The organism is Collinsella aerofaciens (genome assembly GCF_040910265.1).
Taxonomy (GTDB): Bacteria; Actinomycetota; Coriobacteriia; order Coriobacteriales; family Coriobacteriaceae; genus Collinsella; species Collinsella aerofaciens_BK.
Genome location: NZ_JBDGAW010000002.1, coordinates 119,983 through 133,774, shown reverse-complemented (window position 1 = coordinate 133,774; position 13,792 = coordinate 119,983). Strand labels below are relative to the sequence as shown.

Here is a 13,792-nt window from a genome sequence, read left to right as displayed (position 1 = left end):
TTCCAATCGGGCATGGTTCTTGGGGAGAGACTATAGCGAACTGGGGCCGTGCTGCTTGATGCGGGCGAGAATGTTTTTGAGCTTTTCAAAATCGAGCGGCTTGGGCAGATGGGCGTTCATGCCGGCGTCGCGTGCGGCCTTGACGTCCTCGGCAAAGGCATTGGCGGTCAGCGCGATGATGGGGATGTCGTCGGCATCGGGCTTACCGCTCAGACGAATCACGCGCGTTGCCTCGTAACCGTCCATACCGGGCATCATGATGTCCATGAGGATGGCGTCGAAGCTGCCGGCGGGACGTGAGAGATAGAGGTCGACAACTTCGTTGCCATTAGCGGCTCGGGTCACCACGACGTCTTCGGATTCCAACAGCGCTTGGGCAATCTCGGCATTCAGGTCGTTATCTTCGGCGAGCAGGACGTTCATGCCGGCGAGCGAGCAATTCGGCACCTTCTCGGCTAGCTGCATGCGAGCCTGAGGGTTCCTGTCGATATCGAGCGGAATCTGGACGTTGAACGTGCTGCCCACGCCGAGCTCGCTCGAGATCTCAATCGTGCCGCCCATCATGTCGATGAGCGATTTGACGATGGGCATGCCCATGCCGGTTCCCTGGAACTTGCTGCGGGCATCGTTTCCCTCTTGGGCAAACGGCTCGTAAATATGCTTCAGAAACTCGGGCGTCATGCCGATGCCGGTGTCTTCGATGGTGAAACAAAAGAGCGCGTGTGCGTCGTTGAGCGGCTTGACGGTGGAAGAGAAGGTGACGGTGCCGCCGTGCTTGTTGTATTTGATGCTGTTGTCGAGCAGGTTGATGATGATTCGGCGGATATGGGTGGGGCTGCCGACCATACTCTGGTCGACGGCATAGGGCTCGCTGGTGTTGAGTAGCGTAATGCCGCGGTCCGATGCGCGGAGTCTGCACAGTACCAACGCATCGTCACAGAGCTCCTTGAGGTTGAACGACTCGTGCTCGAGGGTCATCTTGTGCTCTTCGATCCGGCCCATCTCGAGGATGTCGTTGATCAGAGAGAGCAGATGGTTGGCGGCAACACGCGCTTTGGCGCGGCTTTCTCGGGCGACCTGTATATCGCCCTCTTTTAGTTCTTCAATTTCGATAAGGCCCAAGATGCCGTTGAGCGGTGTACGGATGTCGTGGCTCATGCGCGTGAGGAACGCGGTTTTAGCGGCGTTGGCGGCGTCGGCTTTCTGCCGCTCTTTCCGCGCGCGTTGAAGCGACCAGACAAGGATGACGATGCCGGAGAGCAAAATGCAGATGATAACGGCGGCAGCGGCGGTGCGGTTGCGGTAGAGAAACCGGAGTGTGTCCGATTCTTGCGCCGAATACGATGTGGGGGAATAACTGTTCGCGGAGAGCGATTCGCCGGCATTGATGATGCCCTTATTGATGATTCCTAAAAGCTGGGGATTGCCGCGCGAAATCAAGCACGATAGCTCTGCTGTGTTGGTGAGTTCCTGCGTTTCGAAATCCTCGATGTCGTAGGTTTCACGGATGGTTTCCAGGCGCGTGCTGGGGACGATAATGCAACTGGCCTCTCCTTTATTGAGGGCTCTGAGCGCTTCGCTGGCGGTTGGGTATTCGGTTACCGTTGCGTCGGGGAACAGGCTCTCGAGCTCAGGGCAGCTGACGATCGCGCTCTCTGAGCAGACGATGCTCTTGAGGTCCTTGCTTAGGTCGCTGCTGCTGTGGATGGCGGTCAGGGAAACCGTTCCCATCGAGTTTGACTGGATGACTCCTTCCTGTTCGGCGAGCCAGTAGTCGCGGAAAAAAGGCAGGGCGACATCGATGGTGCCTTCCGAAAGGGCTTTTGCCAGCTGCTTGTTGTTTGAGATGGCGACCGTTTTAACGTTAATGCCAAATTTGTCGTGCAGCTTCGTCGCGAGTGTGGCGAGCGATCCTTCCATTTCGCCGTCGTCATTTTGCGTGCAGTAGGGGAGCTGGTTTTTAAGATAGCCCAGCGTGATGGTGTTTCCGTTCGCTTTGAGCCAGGAGGTCTCGGCACTGTCGAGTGATGATGACCCGCTGTTTTGGGCCGAGTAATTTGCCTTGACCTCGTCGTTGTAGCGGGGGTTGACGCGGGCGATTGCCGCCATGGCGGCATTGATATCGTCCATGAGGTCGGGACGGCTTTTGGGAACGGCGAAATAGTAGTCGCTCGAGCCAACGTAGAACATGGGGGAGGCGTTGGGCGACGAGATTGTGTCGTTCATGATGATGGCGTCGACCTCACCGTTTGCCAGCGCATCGAAGAGGTCGCCGCCGCTGGCCATTTCTTTATAGGTGCAGGTGATGCCTTCGTCGGCAAGCCACTGCTGGCCGACGAAGGTTTGCATGACGCCGGGGTTGAAACCGATAGTGAGACCCTGGAGTGCTTGAGGGTCACCCTTTGCGAGGTCGTCACGGTCGGGCCTAGCGTAGATGTAGTAGCGTTCGGTGCCCTCGGGGTTCGACGAGAAGAGCAGTTTTTGGGCGCGTTCTTCGGAGTAGGAGATGTTTGGCATGAGGTCAATCTCGCCGGCTTCGAGCTTCTCCATAAGCTCGGTGAAGGTGCCGGAGACGTATTCGTACTGCCAGCCGGGTGTGTAGTACGAGAGGGTCTGGAGGTACTCGTAACCCCATCCCGAGAGACGCTCGCCGGGGGTGCCGTCTTGGAAGCCCTCATTGTTGACGAGCCAACCAACGCGGACCGTTTTGACTGGCTGACTAGAGTCATCGGCAAAAGCCTGGGCAGGCGCGATAGAACTCAGCACGGCAAGCGCGGCAAGCACAATGGCCAGGGCGCGATATATAACTGAACGAAGGACAGCGGAAGCTCTCACATGCAATCCTAACGAATCGAGACATTACCGCATAAGGATACCAGCTCAGCCTGCCCAGTCGGCAGCTGCACCGCTAAACGGTCCCGCCCGGCAGTTGGGGACAGTCCCTTTCTACCGGCACAAAAGGAACGTCCCTAACTGCCGGTTGTGGGACAATACCGAGCGAACGTGATTGGTTGTCCGTGGAAGGGGTCGCAATGAACAGGTTGAGGACGCTTGCCGATGTGCTGCGACAGGCTGGCTTTGCACGCATCACGGGCCTGTTTCTTATCTTTTACCTGCTGTGCTCGACGGCTGTCTGGCTGTCCGAGCCTACGACCCTCACGTTTGGCGATGGCCTGTGGTTTAGCTTTGAGACGGTCTCGACCATCGGCTTTGGCGATATTCCGGCCGAGACGCCGGTTGCCCGCGCGATTACCGTCGTCCTGAGCGTCATCAGCATCTTCTACATCGCCATGCTCACGGGTGTGGCGGTGAACTACTGCAATACGCTCATCAAGCTGCGCCAAAAGGACACCATGGCGCGCTTTATGGACGATCTTGAGCATTTGGAAGAGCTCGATCGTGACGAGCTCGCCGACCTGTCGCGCCGTGTGCGCGAATATCGCCGCCGCCAACGCTAGAACGGGCGCCGCGCGTCACGATGAGGGGGATTGCATATGAACATCACGGTATACCTGGGCGCCAGCGTTGGTAACGACCCAGCATTTTTGCCTGCGGTGCAAGAGCTGGGCAACTGGATTGGCTCTAACGGGCACGCGCTGGTATACGGCGGGTCCAAATCGGGCCTGATGGGTGCGCTCGCCGATAGCGTACTCGATGCTGGCGGTCATGTGACGGGCGTGGAGCCGAGCTTTTTTATCGAGGCCGAGTTTCAGCACGATGGCATCGACGACCTCATCGTGACGAGTGATATGGCCGAGCGCAAGGCCAAGATGATTGAGCTCGGTGACGCGTTCGTCGCCTTCCCGGGTGGCACGGGCACGCTCGAGGAGATTGCCGAGGTCATGTCGGCCGTGTCGCTGGGGCATCTGAGTGCGCCATGCATCCTGTATAACCTGGACGGTTACTACAACGACCTCAAGGCGCTGCTCGGGCACATGATTGATAAGGGGCTTTCGAGCTCGAGGCGCCAGCTCGGCATCTACTTTGCCGACGATTTGCGTGAGATTGCCTCGATTATCAACGGATAAGTCTTGAGCCTGCCCCACTATGACTCCCAATGGTGCCGTTTGCGGCGCAGACGGTTGGCTCGTTCGGGCAACGCTCGCTCTACAATAAAGCGTATCTTTGTCGATTTTGACCACGGGAGGTCCCGATGGACAACCTTGCAAAACCCAAAAACCGTGCGCTGTTTTTAGTGAGCGTGGCTGTGACCGGTGCATTCGCAGGCGCCGCGGTCTGGCTGTTCTTTTTTGCGATGGAGCACGGTATCGACTGTCTATGGACCGAGATTCCGCACGCGCTGGGCGTCGCTTCGCCCGAGCTTGCCAGCGGCCCGTTTGGCTTTCTGCCGTACCCGTTTTTCGTCTGCTTGCTGGGCGGCCTGCTAATCGGTCTGTACGAAAAGCTTACGGGCACCAAGACCGATGACCTCAACCAGGTGATGGCTAAGGTTAAGCAAGACGGGCGCTACCCGTATGACAACCTCGGCAAGCTTTCGCTCGCGGCATTGCTGCCACTGCTGTTTGGCGGAAGCATTGGACCGGAGGCCGGCCTGACCGGCGTTATCGCGGGTCTGTGCAGCTGGGTCGGCGATCGCATGCGTCGCTTTGGCGCCGAGTTTAGGGAGCTCACGCTGCTGGGCACCCAGGCTGCCCTGACGGCACTCTTTACCGCGCCCGTCTTTGGCTTTGTGGCACCGCTTGCCGGTAGCGCCGACGGCGACGAGGACCCCGCATCCGATGAGATCACCATCAAGCTCCCCAAGGCGCAAAAGACTGTGGTCTACGGCATTGCGATTGCCGGCGGTCTGGGCACTTACCTGCTGCTTGGCCAGCTTGTGGGTGGCGGCATGGGCATGCCCAGGTTCGAGTCCGCCGAGGTGGGCAACCTGGAGCTTGCCTGGCTCATTCCGCTGGCGTTGGTCGGTACCGTATGCGGCTGGCTGTACTTTGTCTCTGAGCATGCAAGCGAGGTACTGTCCCATGCCATAGGGGAGCGCCCTGTCGTCAAGGCAATGCTGGCTGGTCTGGCGCTCGCCATCTGCGGAACGGTCCTGCCCTACACCATGTTTGCCGGCGAGACCCAGGCCGACGTGCTCATGGAAACCTATCTGACCATTCCCGCCGGCGTGCTTATCGCGACCGGTCTTGTTAAGGCCATGCTGACGCCCGCCCTCATCAACCTTGGTTGGCGTGGCGGCCACTTCTTCCCGGTTATCTTCTCGGGCGTAAGCCTGGGCTACGGCCTTGCCATCCTCACTGGCGCCGATCCGGTCTTTTGCGTCGCCGTCTGCACCGCCTCGACAATGGGTGCCGTCATGCGCCAGCCCGTCATGGTCGTGGGCCTGCTGCTCATGTGCTTCCCGCTCAAGGGTATCGTCTGTATGATCATCGCCGCCGTTATCGCCGCCGGCATCCCGCTGCCCAAGCCGCTGCGCAAGTAGCGTATTGCGCTTTGCGTTTGTTCAGAACTCGTTTTAAAGAAACCGCGTGAGGCCGTTTGTTTACGGCCTCACGCGGTTGTTGTTTAGAGCTTCCTCAGCACGATGGCGATGGTGTTGAGGTATTCGAGCGCGCCGGCTTCAACGGCAGCGCGGTCGCCTGCTGCATACTCGTTGTCGCAGGCGAGCCAGTCTTCCCATGCTTCGTCCGTGCAGAGCATAGGCTGCATCGAGACGATCTCGACGCCGGGGGTCGGCTCGATCATGGCGCGCCACCAGGCCATGTCGTGCATGTAGTCGAGCTGCTCGGGTGCCCAGGATTTGAGCAGGCATTCGGGCAGATTATCGTGGCAGTCGCAGGCCATGCCAGGGATGCTCAAATACAGCATGCCCCCGCGCCTGACATAGGGGAGCAAGCGCTCGCTCAGATAGTGCGGGTCGCGGCCGTAGTAGTTGTACGAGTCGATGCTCACGACCGCATCAAAATAGTCGTGCTCAAACGGGAGCCCCTGTGAAGCGTCCGCCTTAACAGGGTGAATCGTGTTGCGGGGAATACCGAGTGAATCGAAGAACGCGCGGTTTTCGACGGGATCGCTCCACAGGTCGACAGCATAAGTGTCAAATCCGTATTCGCGGGCAAGCAGGGCGCTGGTAATGCCGGTGCCCGACCCAAGGTCGCAGACACGGGCGCCGCGGGGAATGCTCGCATCGCAAAGGAGCTCTTCGCAGAGTTTGAGGGGATTGGGGCCCATAATCTTAGAGTGCACAAGTGCCGCGTCGAAGCTGGTGGCTTTTGGGAAGGATTGAGATTTCGCAGAGTTCATTGTTCTTTCCTATCAGGTGCATATGTGGCAGATGACGGAGGCGGAACGGCGCAACAAACCGCGGCCGTTGGACGGCCGTTTTCAATTTGTATGCGATTGACCGTTCCCTAAAGAACAATGACCAAAAAGACATCCCCTTGGATGATCGAAATTGGGCCGAGGCCCGTGACGCTTTGATTATAGAACGTTGCGCACGGGCCGGGGAAATGCCATTTGTCACGGATTCGAGGGGCGCGATTGTGGCCGATTACGACCTGCGTGGGTCGAGATTCGCCCGCCTACAGGTCGCGTGCTCGATAGACCTTGGTGCTGACGGTGCAGCTGATTGCACATAGCGCGAGGGCCAGTACGGCAATTCCTGCGCACAGGCAGCCGAGGACGGCGGGATTGGGATTCGCCCCAGCAATCGACATGAGCCAGTTGCTGATGGGGTTGGAGGAGCTCAGCGCTGCCATGGCAAGGCACCCGAGCAGGGCAAACAGGCCGACGGAAAGGCGCAGCGCCTCCATGTGTCCAAATCGAAAGAACAGCGGCTGTGCCAAAAACACCATCATGAGGGAGATGAGCATCGATGCGGCGGAGGCTATTGTGGTCTCAAAGACGGTCTGTCCCGTCGAGGGAATACCCGCGCTGTTGAAGAGCGGGATGGAGACGATGCTCAAAAGCGCGGCGGCGCACGCCATGACGGCCGAGAAGACAATGATGCTCAGGTAGCGTGCACAGATGATGTCTTTGCGCGAGATGGGCAGCGTTGCCCGATAGCGCTCCCATCCGTTTTGATTGTCGTAGCCGGCCAGCGAGTTCATGACCACGATGGGCGACATGGCGCTGACCGCGCAGGCGCCGGCACTCATGCCAGAGTCACCGTCCGATGCGTTGGCGAGGGTCAGTACGACGAAGATGAACAGGCCGACGCCCGCGATGCTCGGGACAAGCGTGCGGACGATGGCGAGCTCAGACATAAAGGCGCGTTTCATTTCGAAGCCCCTTTCAGTATGAGGCGAAGATAGTCATCAATGGTTGCCCGGTCGCAGGGAATCTCGGGGAAGGCCTCGAGCGCCTCGCGACGGTTGGGTACGAGCACGTCCACGCTATAGGCGTGGTGGGCGGCACGGGCACCTTCGACGCAAGCCATAAGCTCTGCGGCCTGTGCTTGGGTGCAGTGGGCGATGCCGGCTCGGTCGGTAATGTCCTCGCGCGGCAGGTCAAACACAATCGAGCCGTTATCGATGCAGATGACGCGGTCGGCAGTGCGATCGAGGTCGGATGTAATGTGGCTCGAGAGCAGCACGCTGTGCTGGCCGTCGGCGACAAAGGCAAGCAACTCGTCGAGCAGTTCCTCGCGCGCCATGGGATCGAGGCCCGCGGTGGCTTCGTCCAAAACGAGCAGCTTGGCATTGTGGCTGAGCGCACAGGCGAGCTGCAGCTTCATGCCCATGCCGCGGGAGAGGTCCTTGACCTTCGTCTTGGGATCGAGGCCAAATCGGTCGATGAATCCGGCGAACGTTTCGCAGCTCCACGTGGGGTATGCCGGGCCTACGAGCTTCTCGACCTGGCCCACCTTGAGCGTGGAGGGGAAGGGACACGTGTCCAGGACAAGCCCGATGCGGGAGCGCAGGTGGCGCTGCGTCTCGTCGGGCGCGTTGGCGTCGCAGCGCTGTCCAAGCAGATGCACCTCGCCGGCATCGGGCTTTATAAGCCCAAGCGCGGCGCGAATGGTCGTCGTCTTGCCGGCGCCATTTGCGCCCACAAAGCCAACGATCTGGCCGGGCTCCACGGCAAGCGTGACGTCGCGCAACGAAAAACGGTCGCTCACGCGGCGCGATACACCTTTGAGTTCTAGCAAATTTTGCATGGTATAGCCTTTCTTGCAGATGGCTACTGCATGGTTTCGGGGGCTACGAGGTCGAGCATCTCGTGCAGCTTGTCGCGCGTGACGCCCAAGGCTTCGGCTTGGCTCGCCGCTTTCGCAAGCAGCTCTTCGATATGGCAGAGCTGGTTTTCGCGCAAGAGCTCCTGGTTGCCCTCGGCGACAAAACAGCCCTTGCCCTGCACGGTGCAGATAAAGCCGAGTTGCTCCAGGTCGGCGTAGGCTCGCTTGGTGGTGATGACACTCACGCCAAGATCGCTCGCGAGTGCACGGATGCTGGGGAGTTTGGCTCCCGCCGCGAGCGTGCCCGAAAGGATCTGAGCTTTGACTTGCGAGGCTATTTGCTCGTAGATGGGCTTGTCGCTCGAATTGGATAGGATGATGTCCACAGCGGCTCCTTAGCTGTTGGGCTACACGTGTATATAACCGGTAAGCACAGTATATATACACTATGTACAGTTACGCAAGAGACAAATTCGGATTGGGCCGGCTACCCAGGCCCCAACTGATGAATTTGTCCTGATAGGCGCCCTAGAGCGGGATTTCGCGGCTACAATAGTGCGGTTACATCGACGTAATGCACTCAATGCAAGAAAGGATCCGCATGGCAAGCCTGTCGGATGAAATCTCGTCGCGCCGCACATTCGCGATCATCAGCCACCCGGACGCCGGTAAGACCACGCTTACCGAGAAGCTGCTGCTCTATACCGGCAGCATCCAGACTGCCGGTTCGGTCAAGGGCAAGAGCTCGGCCAAGCACGCCGTCTCGGACTGGATGGACATCGAGAAGGAGCGCGGCATTTCCGTTACCTCCTCGGTGCTGCAGTTCACCTATAATGGCGCCTGCGTCAACATCCTCGATACCCCCGGCCACCAGGACTTCTCGGAGGATACCTACCGTACCCTTATGGCCGCCGACGCCGCAGTCATGGTCATCGACGGCGCCAAGGGCGTCGAGGCCCAGACCAAAAAGCTCTTTAAGGTCTGTACGCTGCGCCATATTCCCATCTTCACCTTTGTGAATAAGCTCGACCACGAGGCTCGCGATCCGTTTGAGCTCATGGAAGAGATCGAGAACGTCCTGGGTATCAATACGTATCCCATGAACTGGCCGATCGGCAGCGGCCGCAACTTCCGCGGCGTGTTCGACCGTCAGACCCGTCGCGTCATTGCCTTTGAGGGCGACGGTCACGCCAACGCCACCAAGAAGGTCGCCGAGGTCGAGGCCGAGCTGGGCGATCCTTCCATGGATGAGCTCATCGGCGAGGAGAACCATAAGAACCTGATGGATGACATCGAGCTGCTCGATGGCGCCGGCGACGAGCTCGACTTGGATGCCGTGGCCTGCGGCAAGCTGAGTCCGGCGTTCTTTGGCTCGGCACTCACCAACTTTGGCGTGGAGCCCTTCCTCAAGGAGTTCCTGCGCCTGGCCCCGACGCCGCGCGCCTACACCGACACACTCACCAGCGAGCCGGTCGACCCCTGCCGCGACGACTTTAGCGGCTTCGTGTTTAAGATCCAGGCCAACATGGACAAGAACCACCGCGACCGCATCGCCTTTGTGCGCATTTGCTCGGGCAAGTTCGAGCGCGGCATGGATGCCTTCCACGTGCAGGGCAACCGCAAGCTCAAGCTTGCCACGGGCACGTCGATGATGGCCGATGACCGCGCCATCGTGGACGAGGCGTACGCGGGCGATATCGTGGGCCTGTTCGATCCGGGCATCTTTAGCATCGGCGACACCGTGTGCTCTGGCAAGCGCCACGTGCAGTATCCGCAGATCCCGACGTTTGCCCCCGAGATGTTCGCTCGTATTACGCAGGTCGACACGCTCAAGCGCAAGCAGTTCGTCAAGGGCATGGAGGAGCTTGCCCAGGAGGGCGCCATCCAGATCTTCCGCGAGTTGGGTGCCGGCATGGAGAGCGTCATCGTGGGCGTGGTCGGTGTGCTGCAGTTTGAGGTGCTCGAGCGCCGCCTCAAGGCCGAGTACCGTGTTGAGGTTCGTCGCCAGCCGCTGCCCTATACGGACATCCGCTGGATCCAGAACGACCCCGATACCATCGATATCCCGGCCCTTTCGCTCACGCGCGACACGCTTCGTGTCGAGGATATGCGCGGCGGTAAGCTGCTGCTGTTCACGAGCCCGTGGAACGTGGACTGGGCAACCGACCACAACCCCGACCTTATCCTGTCGGAGTTTGGCAACGTAGCGTTTTAACGCATCGGCGCGGTGGCCCTGCGGGGCTGCCGCGCCGTTTGCTTGCCTGATGCCGTGTGAGCGGCTATCATACCACCGTCGTCTCAAGACCGGGGCGTCCGAGCAGTTCGGGTCCGATATCCTGCTCGTTAAACCTAAAACCAAAGGAGTACATAATGATCAAGAAGGTCATGGAGGACTACAAGGTCCTGTTGCGGAGCATTCCCGCGGCAACGGTTTCGCTGTTTTTCGTGAGTGTCATCATGATGAACCTGCTGGCCAACAAAGAGCTCATCAGCCTGCCGTATCTGGCACTCGATTGCGGCTTTGTGGTGAGCTGGGTTTCGTTTTTGTGCCAGGACATGATCTGCAAACGCTTTGGCGCCAAGGCATCCATCAAAATCTCTATCCTCGCGCTGCTGGTCAACCTGGCCGTTAGCCTGTGCTTTTGGGCATGCTCGCTCACGCCCGGCATGTGGGGCGCCTACTACGACACGGGTATGATCGAGGTCAACACCGCCCTTAACGCCACCATCGGCGGCACCTGGTACGTGGTGCTGGGCTCTTCGCTGGCAATGCTCGTTTCTGCCGTGGTCAACTCCACGCTCAACCAGTCGCTCGGCCGTATGCTCAAAAAGAATAACTTTGCGAGCTTCGCCTTCCGCTCCTATGTGTCCACGGGTGTTGGCCAGTTTGTCGACAACCTGGTCTTTGCCATTGTGGTGAGCCATACGTTCTTTGGTTGGACCTGGGTGCAGGTCCTTATGTGCTCGCTGACCGGCGCTGTTGCCGAGCTACTGTGCGAGGTCTTCCTGAGCCCCGTGGGCTACAAGGTCGTGCGCGGCTGGGAGCGCGAGAATGTGGGCTCCGAGTACCTCGAGCGCCACGCAACCGCCTAAGGAGCAAGTATGCGGGTTTTGATCACGGGCGCTTCGGGTGGTATCGGAGCCGCGTGCGTGCAGCGCTTTTTGGACGAGGGCCACGAGGTCGTGGGCTTTGATCTGCTGCCGGCGGCGATCGAACACGAGCGCTACCGCCATCTGATCGTTGATGTCCGCGAGCCGGACTCGTTTCCAAGCGACCTTGAACCCCAGGTAATCGTGAATGTTGCCGGTACGCAGGATTCGGCCGACGACATCGCCTCCAACCTGCGTGGCACCATCAACGTGACCGAGCGCTACGCCTTTGTGGGGGAGGGGCTTGCCGCCAAGCCGGCGCCGGCTATTAAATCCGTGGTCAATGTGGGGTCGGCGAGCGGGCATACGGGATCGGAGTTTCCCGCCTATGCTGCCAGCAAGGGCGGCATTATCGCCTACACCAAGAACCTTGCAAACCGGCTGGCACCGCAGGCCATCGCCAACAGTGTGGACCCGGGCGGCGTTATCACGCCGCTCAACCGTTGCGTGATGGAAGACGAACACCTGTGGAACCAGATTATGGAGCTCACACCGCTTAAGCGCTGGGCCACCGCCCAAGAGATCGCCGAGTGGATCTACTTTGTGGGCGTGACCAACCGGTTTATGACCGGGCAGAGCCTGCTGATCGATGGCGGCGAGGCCGGCCGCACGCAATTTATTTGGCCCGAGTAGGAAACGCGCCCGATGGAAAGCCGTCGGGCGCGTTTTTGATGTATCGATTTTTAGCCGAGGCAAGTCCAGTTGACGGGGGTCGAGCCGTGCTGTTCGAGTAGCCGATTGGCTGCCGAGAAGGGGCGCGACCCCATAAAGGCGGGGAGTTCTGCCGTGGCACGGTTGGCCGAAAGCGGCGAGGGGTGCGTAGAGGCCAGGCAGAACTTGCCGGTTGCCTTGCCCGCACCAGTTGCGGCGAGCTTGCCTTCGACCATCTGCTGGGCAAAGCGGCCCCATGCCAAAAAGACTACCGGTTGGGGCAGCTGACAGCAGCGTTCGATAACGTAGTCGGTGAGCGTGCTCCAGCCCAGCTTGGCGTGCGAATTGGCGGCATGCTCGCGCACGGTGAGCGTGGTGTTAAGGAGCAGGACGCCCTGTTGTGCCCATGGGGTTAGGTCTCCCGTGGCAGGAATGGGGCAGTCCAGATCGGCTTTGAGTTCCTTATAGATGTTGCGCAGGCTCGGCGGCAACTTGGTTTGCGTCGCGGGGACCGAGAACGATAACCCCATGGCCTGGTTGGGTCCGTGATAGGGATCTTGACCCAAAATGACAACTTTGACCTGGTCGGCCGGCGTATAGGCGAGGGCATTGAGGATGTCGTCTTGTGCCGGGTAGATGGTTTGCTCGGCACGCAAAAGGGCGATGCGCTCGAGCAGCTGGTTCGTCGTGTCACGTACCGGCTGCGGCGCATCGCCCAACCAAGTTGCTATGTTGCGGTCGCGGGTTGCGGTGTCCATGGGGCTCCTTTATGGCAGATGCTCTGTTGGCATCTATTGTAAAGGCGCACCGGTTGCCTTTATGCCGCGGCTGCATAAGGAGTGGGGTCTACGAGACGCGCTCGGGCGCTCCTGCCATACGAGCCTGTCCATGCGCGCGAAGGCGCGGAAGCTCGACGGTTGCCACCATGACGCCGGTGAGGATGAGGGCGGCGCCAAAGAAGGCGATGGGGCTCAGGACCTCGCCGACCAAGAAGAACGAGAAGACGGCCGAGCAGACCGGCTCGAGCGAGAAGGCGAAGCCGGTGGTCTCGGCGGGCACGTGGGGCTGCACGAGTGTCTGAGTGATAAAGCCATAGGCAGAGCAGATGAGTGCGAGCGCGACGATAACGACGATCTCGCTGGGCGTGCTGGGAAGCGTGAAGCCGCCAAAGGAGAATGCGGCAATACCCGAGAATAAGCCGCCGAAGCCCAGCTGCCAAACGCCCAGGGCCAGCGGGTCGACATCTTCGACAAAGCGCTTCGCCACAATGATATGACCGGCATAGACAAAGGCGGAGAGCAGCATGATGAGCGCGCCCGGTTTCAGGCTGGTGAAGTCGGCGCCCGAGAGCAGCAGCATGCCGCAGGTGACGATAGCCGTGCCGATGAGCACTTTGCGCTCGGGGGCGCGGCGCAGTAGGGCGGCGTTGGCAAACGGCACGATCACGACCGTCAGGCTCTGCAAAAAGCCGGCGGTGGAGGCAGAGGTGAGGCTGGAGCCCAAGCACATGCAGGTGAGCTCGGTTGCCATGATGGCGCCGATGATGGCGGCGCGAACCATGAGGTCGCGGTTGATGCGCAGCGCGTGCTTGTGGAAGAGCAGCAGGCAGGCCACAAAGGCGATGATGCAGCGCAGCGCAACGATGCTCGTGGCGTTCATGCTGTCCATGCCGATCTTCATGAGGGGGTACGAAAAGCCCCATGCGACGGGAACGGAGAACGAGAGCGCGATTGCTTTTTTGCGATCCATGGGACTCCTTTTGTTACAGAACGGTTTCGTAAAAAGGATTCTGCTCCCAGATGTGGATGTAGTAAAGCGAATGTATCTTCAGTATGATTAAGAAATGCTAATGTC

General features: G+C 59.7%; 13 protein-coding genes. 6 read left to right on the top strand and 7 right to left on the bottom strand.

Annotation, left to right across the window (positions count from 1 at the left end; translation table 11 throughout):
* Positions 1 to 30 precede the first annotated feature (30 nt).
* Positions 31 to 2,835 carry an ATP-binding protein gene (locus AB5Z14_RS02100; protein WP_368130070.1) on the bottom strand — a complete coding sequence of 935 codons (2,805 nt, stop codon included), beginning with the start codon at positions 2,833 to 2,835 and terminating at the stop codon, positions 31 to 33.
* A 197-nt stretch (positions 2,836 to 3,032) separates the two neighbouring features.
* Here AB5Z14_RS02100 and AB5Z14_RS02095 point away from each other — a divergent pair, with 197 nt between their 5' ends.
* The 3 genes from AB5Z14_RS02095 to AB5Z14_RS02085 all read left to right on the top strand — a co-directional run bounded on the left by AB5Z14_RS02095 (position 3,033) and on the right by AB5Z14_RS02085 (position 5,443).
* Positions 3,033 to 3,458: a potassium channel family protein gene (locus AB5Z14_RS02095; protein ID WP_099431339.1), complete on the top strand. Its 426-nt coding sequence runs from the start codon at positions 3,033 to 3,035 to the stop codon at positions 3,456 to 3,458.
* A gap of 36 nt (positions 3,459 to 3,494) precedes the next feature.
* Positions 3,495 to 4,028 carry an LOG family protein gene (locus tag AB5Z14_RS02090; RefSeq protein ID WP_099431340.1) on the top strand — a complete coding sequence of 178 codons (534 nt, stop codon included), beginning with the start codon at positions 3,495 to 3,497 and terminating at the stop codon, positions 4,026 to 4,028.
* Between the two features lie 125 nt (positions 4,029 to 4,153).
* Entirely contained in the window at positions 4,154 to 5,443 is a 1,290-nt protein-coding gene (locus tag AB5Z14_RS02085) for a chloride channel protein (RefSeq protein ID WP_368130069.1), read from the top strand.
* Between the two features lie 83 nt (positions 5,444 to 5,526).
* On the opposite strand, the gene AB5Z14_RS02080 is transcribed toward AB5Z14_RS02085, so the two are convergent.
* The 4 genes from AB5Z14_RS02080 to AB5Z14_RS02065 all read right to left on the bottom strand — a co-directional run bounded on the left by AB5Z14_RS02080 (position 5,527) and on the right by AB5Z14_RS02065 (position 8,523).
* Positions 5,527 to 6,264: a class I SAM-dependent methyltransferase gene (locus AB5Z14_RS02080; protein ID WP_368130068.1), complete on the bottom strand. Its 738-nt coding sequence runs from the start codon at positions 6,262 to 6,264 to the stop codon at positions 5,527 to 5,529.
* Between the two features lie 278 nt (positions 6,265 to 6,542).
* Complete coding sequence (locus AB5Z14_RS02075; protein ID WP_368130067.1) at positions 6,543 to 7,241, bottom strand: ABC-2 transporter permease; 699 nt, start codon at positions 7,239 to 7,241, stop codon at positions 6,543 to 6,545.
* Positions 7,238 to 8,119: an ABC transporter ATP-binding protein gene (locus AB5Z14_RS02070; RefSeq protein WP_368130066.1), complete on the bottom strand. Its 882-nt coding sequence runs from the start codon at positions 8,117 to 8,119 to the stop codon at positions 7,238 to 7,240. Before AB5Z14_RS02070 ends, AB5Z14_RS02075 begins: the two co-directional genes overlap by 4 nt.
* A 23-nt stretch (positions 8,120 to 8,142) precedes the next feature.
* Positions 8,143 to 8,523 carry a GntR family transcriptional regulator gene (locus tag AB5Z14_RS02065; protein WP_055252216.1) on the bottom strand — a complete coding sequence of 127 codons (381 nt, stop codon included), beginning with the start codon at positions 8,521 to 8,523 and terminating at the stop codon, positions 8,143 to 8,145.
* A gap of 215 nt (positions 8,524 to 8,738) precedes the next feature.
* Here AB5Z14_RS02065 and AB5Z14_RS02060 point away from each other — a divergent pair, with 215 nt between their 5' ends.
* The 3 genes from AB5Z14_RS02060 (at position 8,739) to AB5Z14_RS02050 (ending at position 11,920) form a co-directional block, all read left to right on the top strand.
* Positions 8,739 to 10,352 (top strand): peptide chain release factor 3, encoded by a 1,614-nt coding sequence (locus AB5Z14_RS02060; protein ID WP_117820856.1) that lies wholly within the window; start codon positions 8,739 to 8,741, stop codon positions 10,350 to 10,352.
* 155 nt (positions 10,353 to 10,507) lie between these two features.
* Entirely contained in the window at positions 10,508 to 11,230 is a 723-nt protein-coding gene (locus tag AB5Z14_RS02055; RefSeq protein WP_368130065.1) for a VUT family protein, read from the top strand.
* 9 nt (positions 11,231 to 11,239) lie between these two features.
* Positions 11,240 to 11,920, top strand: a complete 681-nt coding sequence (locus AB5Z14_RS02050) for an SDR family NAD(P)-dependent oxidoreductase (protein WP_368130064.1) — start codon at positions 11,240 to 11,242, stop codon at positions 11,918 to 11,920.
* 50 nt (positions 11,921 to 11,970) lie between these two features.
* On the opposite strand, the gene AB5Z14_RS02045 is transcribed toward AB5Z14_RS02050, so the two are convergent.
* A complete protein-coding gene (locus AB5Z14_RS02045; RefSeq protein ID WP_368130063.1) occupies positions 11,971 to 12,696 on the bottom strand; it encodes a uracil-DNA glycosylase in 726 nt (241 codons plus the stop codon).
* 88 nt (positions 12,697 to 12,784) lie between these two features.
* On the bottom strand, positions 12,785 to 13,687 hold the full coding sequence (locus AB5Z14_RS02040) for a DMT family transporter (protein ID WP_368130062.1): 903 nt from the start codon (positions 13,685 to 13,687) through the stop codon (positions 12,785 to 12,787).
* Positions 13,688 to 13,792 lie beyond the last annotated feature (105 nt).

What these genes read in the sequence shown, in the direction of transcription:
- AB5Z14_RS02075 (WP_368130067.1), bottom strand. Translation starts at nt 7,241, where the DNA reads ATGAAACGCGCCTTTATGTCTGAGCTCGCCATCGTCCGCACGCTTGTC.
- AB5Z14_RS02040 (WP_368130062.1), bottom strand. Translation starts at nt 13,687, where the DNA reads ATGGATCGCAAAAAAGCAATCGCGCTCTCGTTCTCCGTTCCCGTCGCA.
- AB5Z14_RS02085 (WP_368130069.1), top strand. Translation starts at nt 4,154, where the DNA reads ATGGACAACCTTGCAAAACCCAAAAACCGTGCGCTGTTTTTAGTGAGC.
- AB5Z14_RS02045 (WP_368130063.1), bottom strand. Translation starts at nt 12,696, where the DNA reads ATGGACACCGCAACCCGCGACCGCAACATAGCAACTTGGTTGGGCGAT.
- AB5Z14_RS02055 (WP_368130065.1), top strand. Translation starts at nt 10,508, where the DNA reads ATGATCAAGAAGGTCATGGAGGACTACAAGGTCCTGTTGCGGAGCATT.
- AB5Z14_RS02095 (WP_099431339.1), top strand. Translation starts at nt 3,033, where the DNA reads ATGAACAGGTTGAGGACGCTTGCCGATGTGCTGCGACAGGCTGGCTTT.
- AB5Z14_RS02060 (WP_117820856.1), top strand. Translation starts at nt 8,739, where the DNA reads ATGGCAAGCCTGTCGGATGAAATCTCGTCGCGCCGCACATTCGCGATC.
- AB5Z14_RS02050 (WP_368130064.1), top strand. Translation starts at nt 11,240, where the DNA reads ATGCGGGTTTTGATCACGGGCGCTTCGGGTGGTATCGGAGCCGCGTGC.
- AB5Z14_RS02070 (WP_368130066.1), bottom strand. Translation starts at nt 8,119, where the DNA reads ATGCAAAATTTGCTAGAACTCAAAGGTGTATCGCGCCGCGTGAGCGAC.
- AB5Z14_RS02090 (WP_099431340.1), top strand. Translation starts at nt 3,495, where the DNA reads ATGAACATCACGGTATACCTGGGCGCCAGCGTTGGTAACGACCCAGCA.
- AB5Z14_RS02080 (WP_368130068.1), bottom strand. Translation starts at nt 6,264, where the DNA reads ATGAACTCTGCGAAATCTCAATCCTTCCCAAAAGCCACCAGCTTCGAC.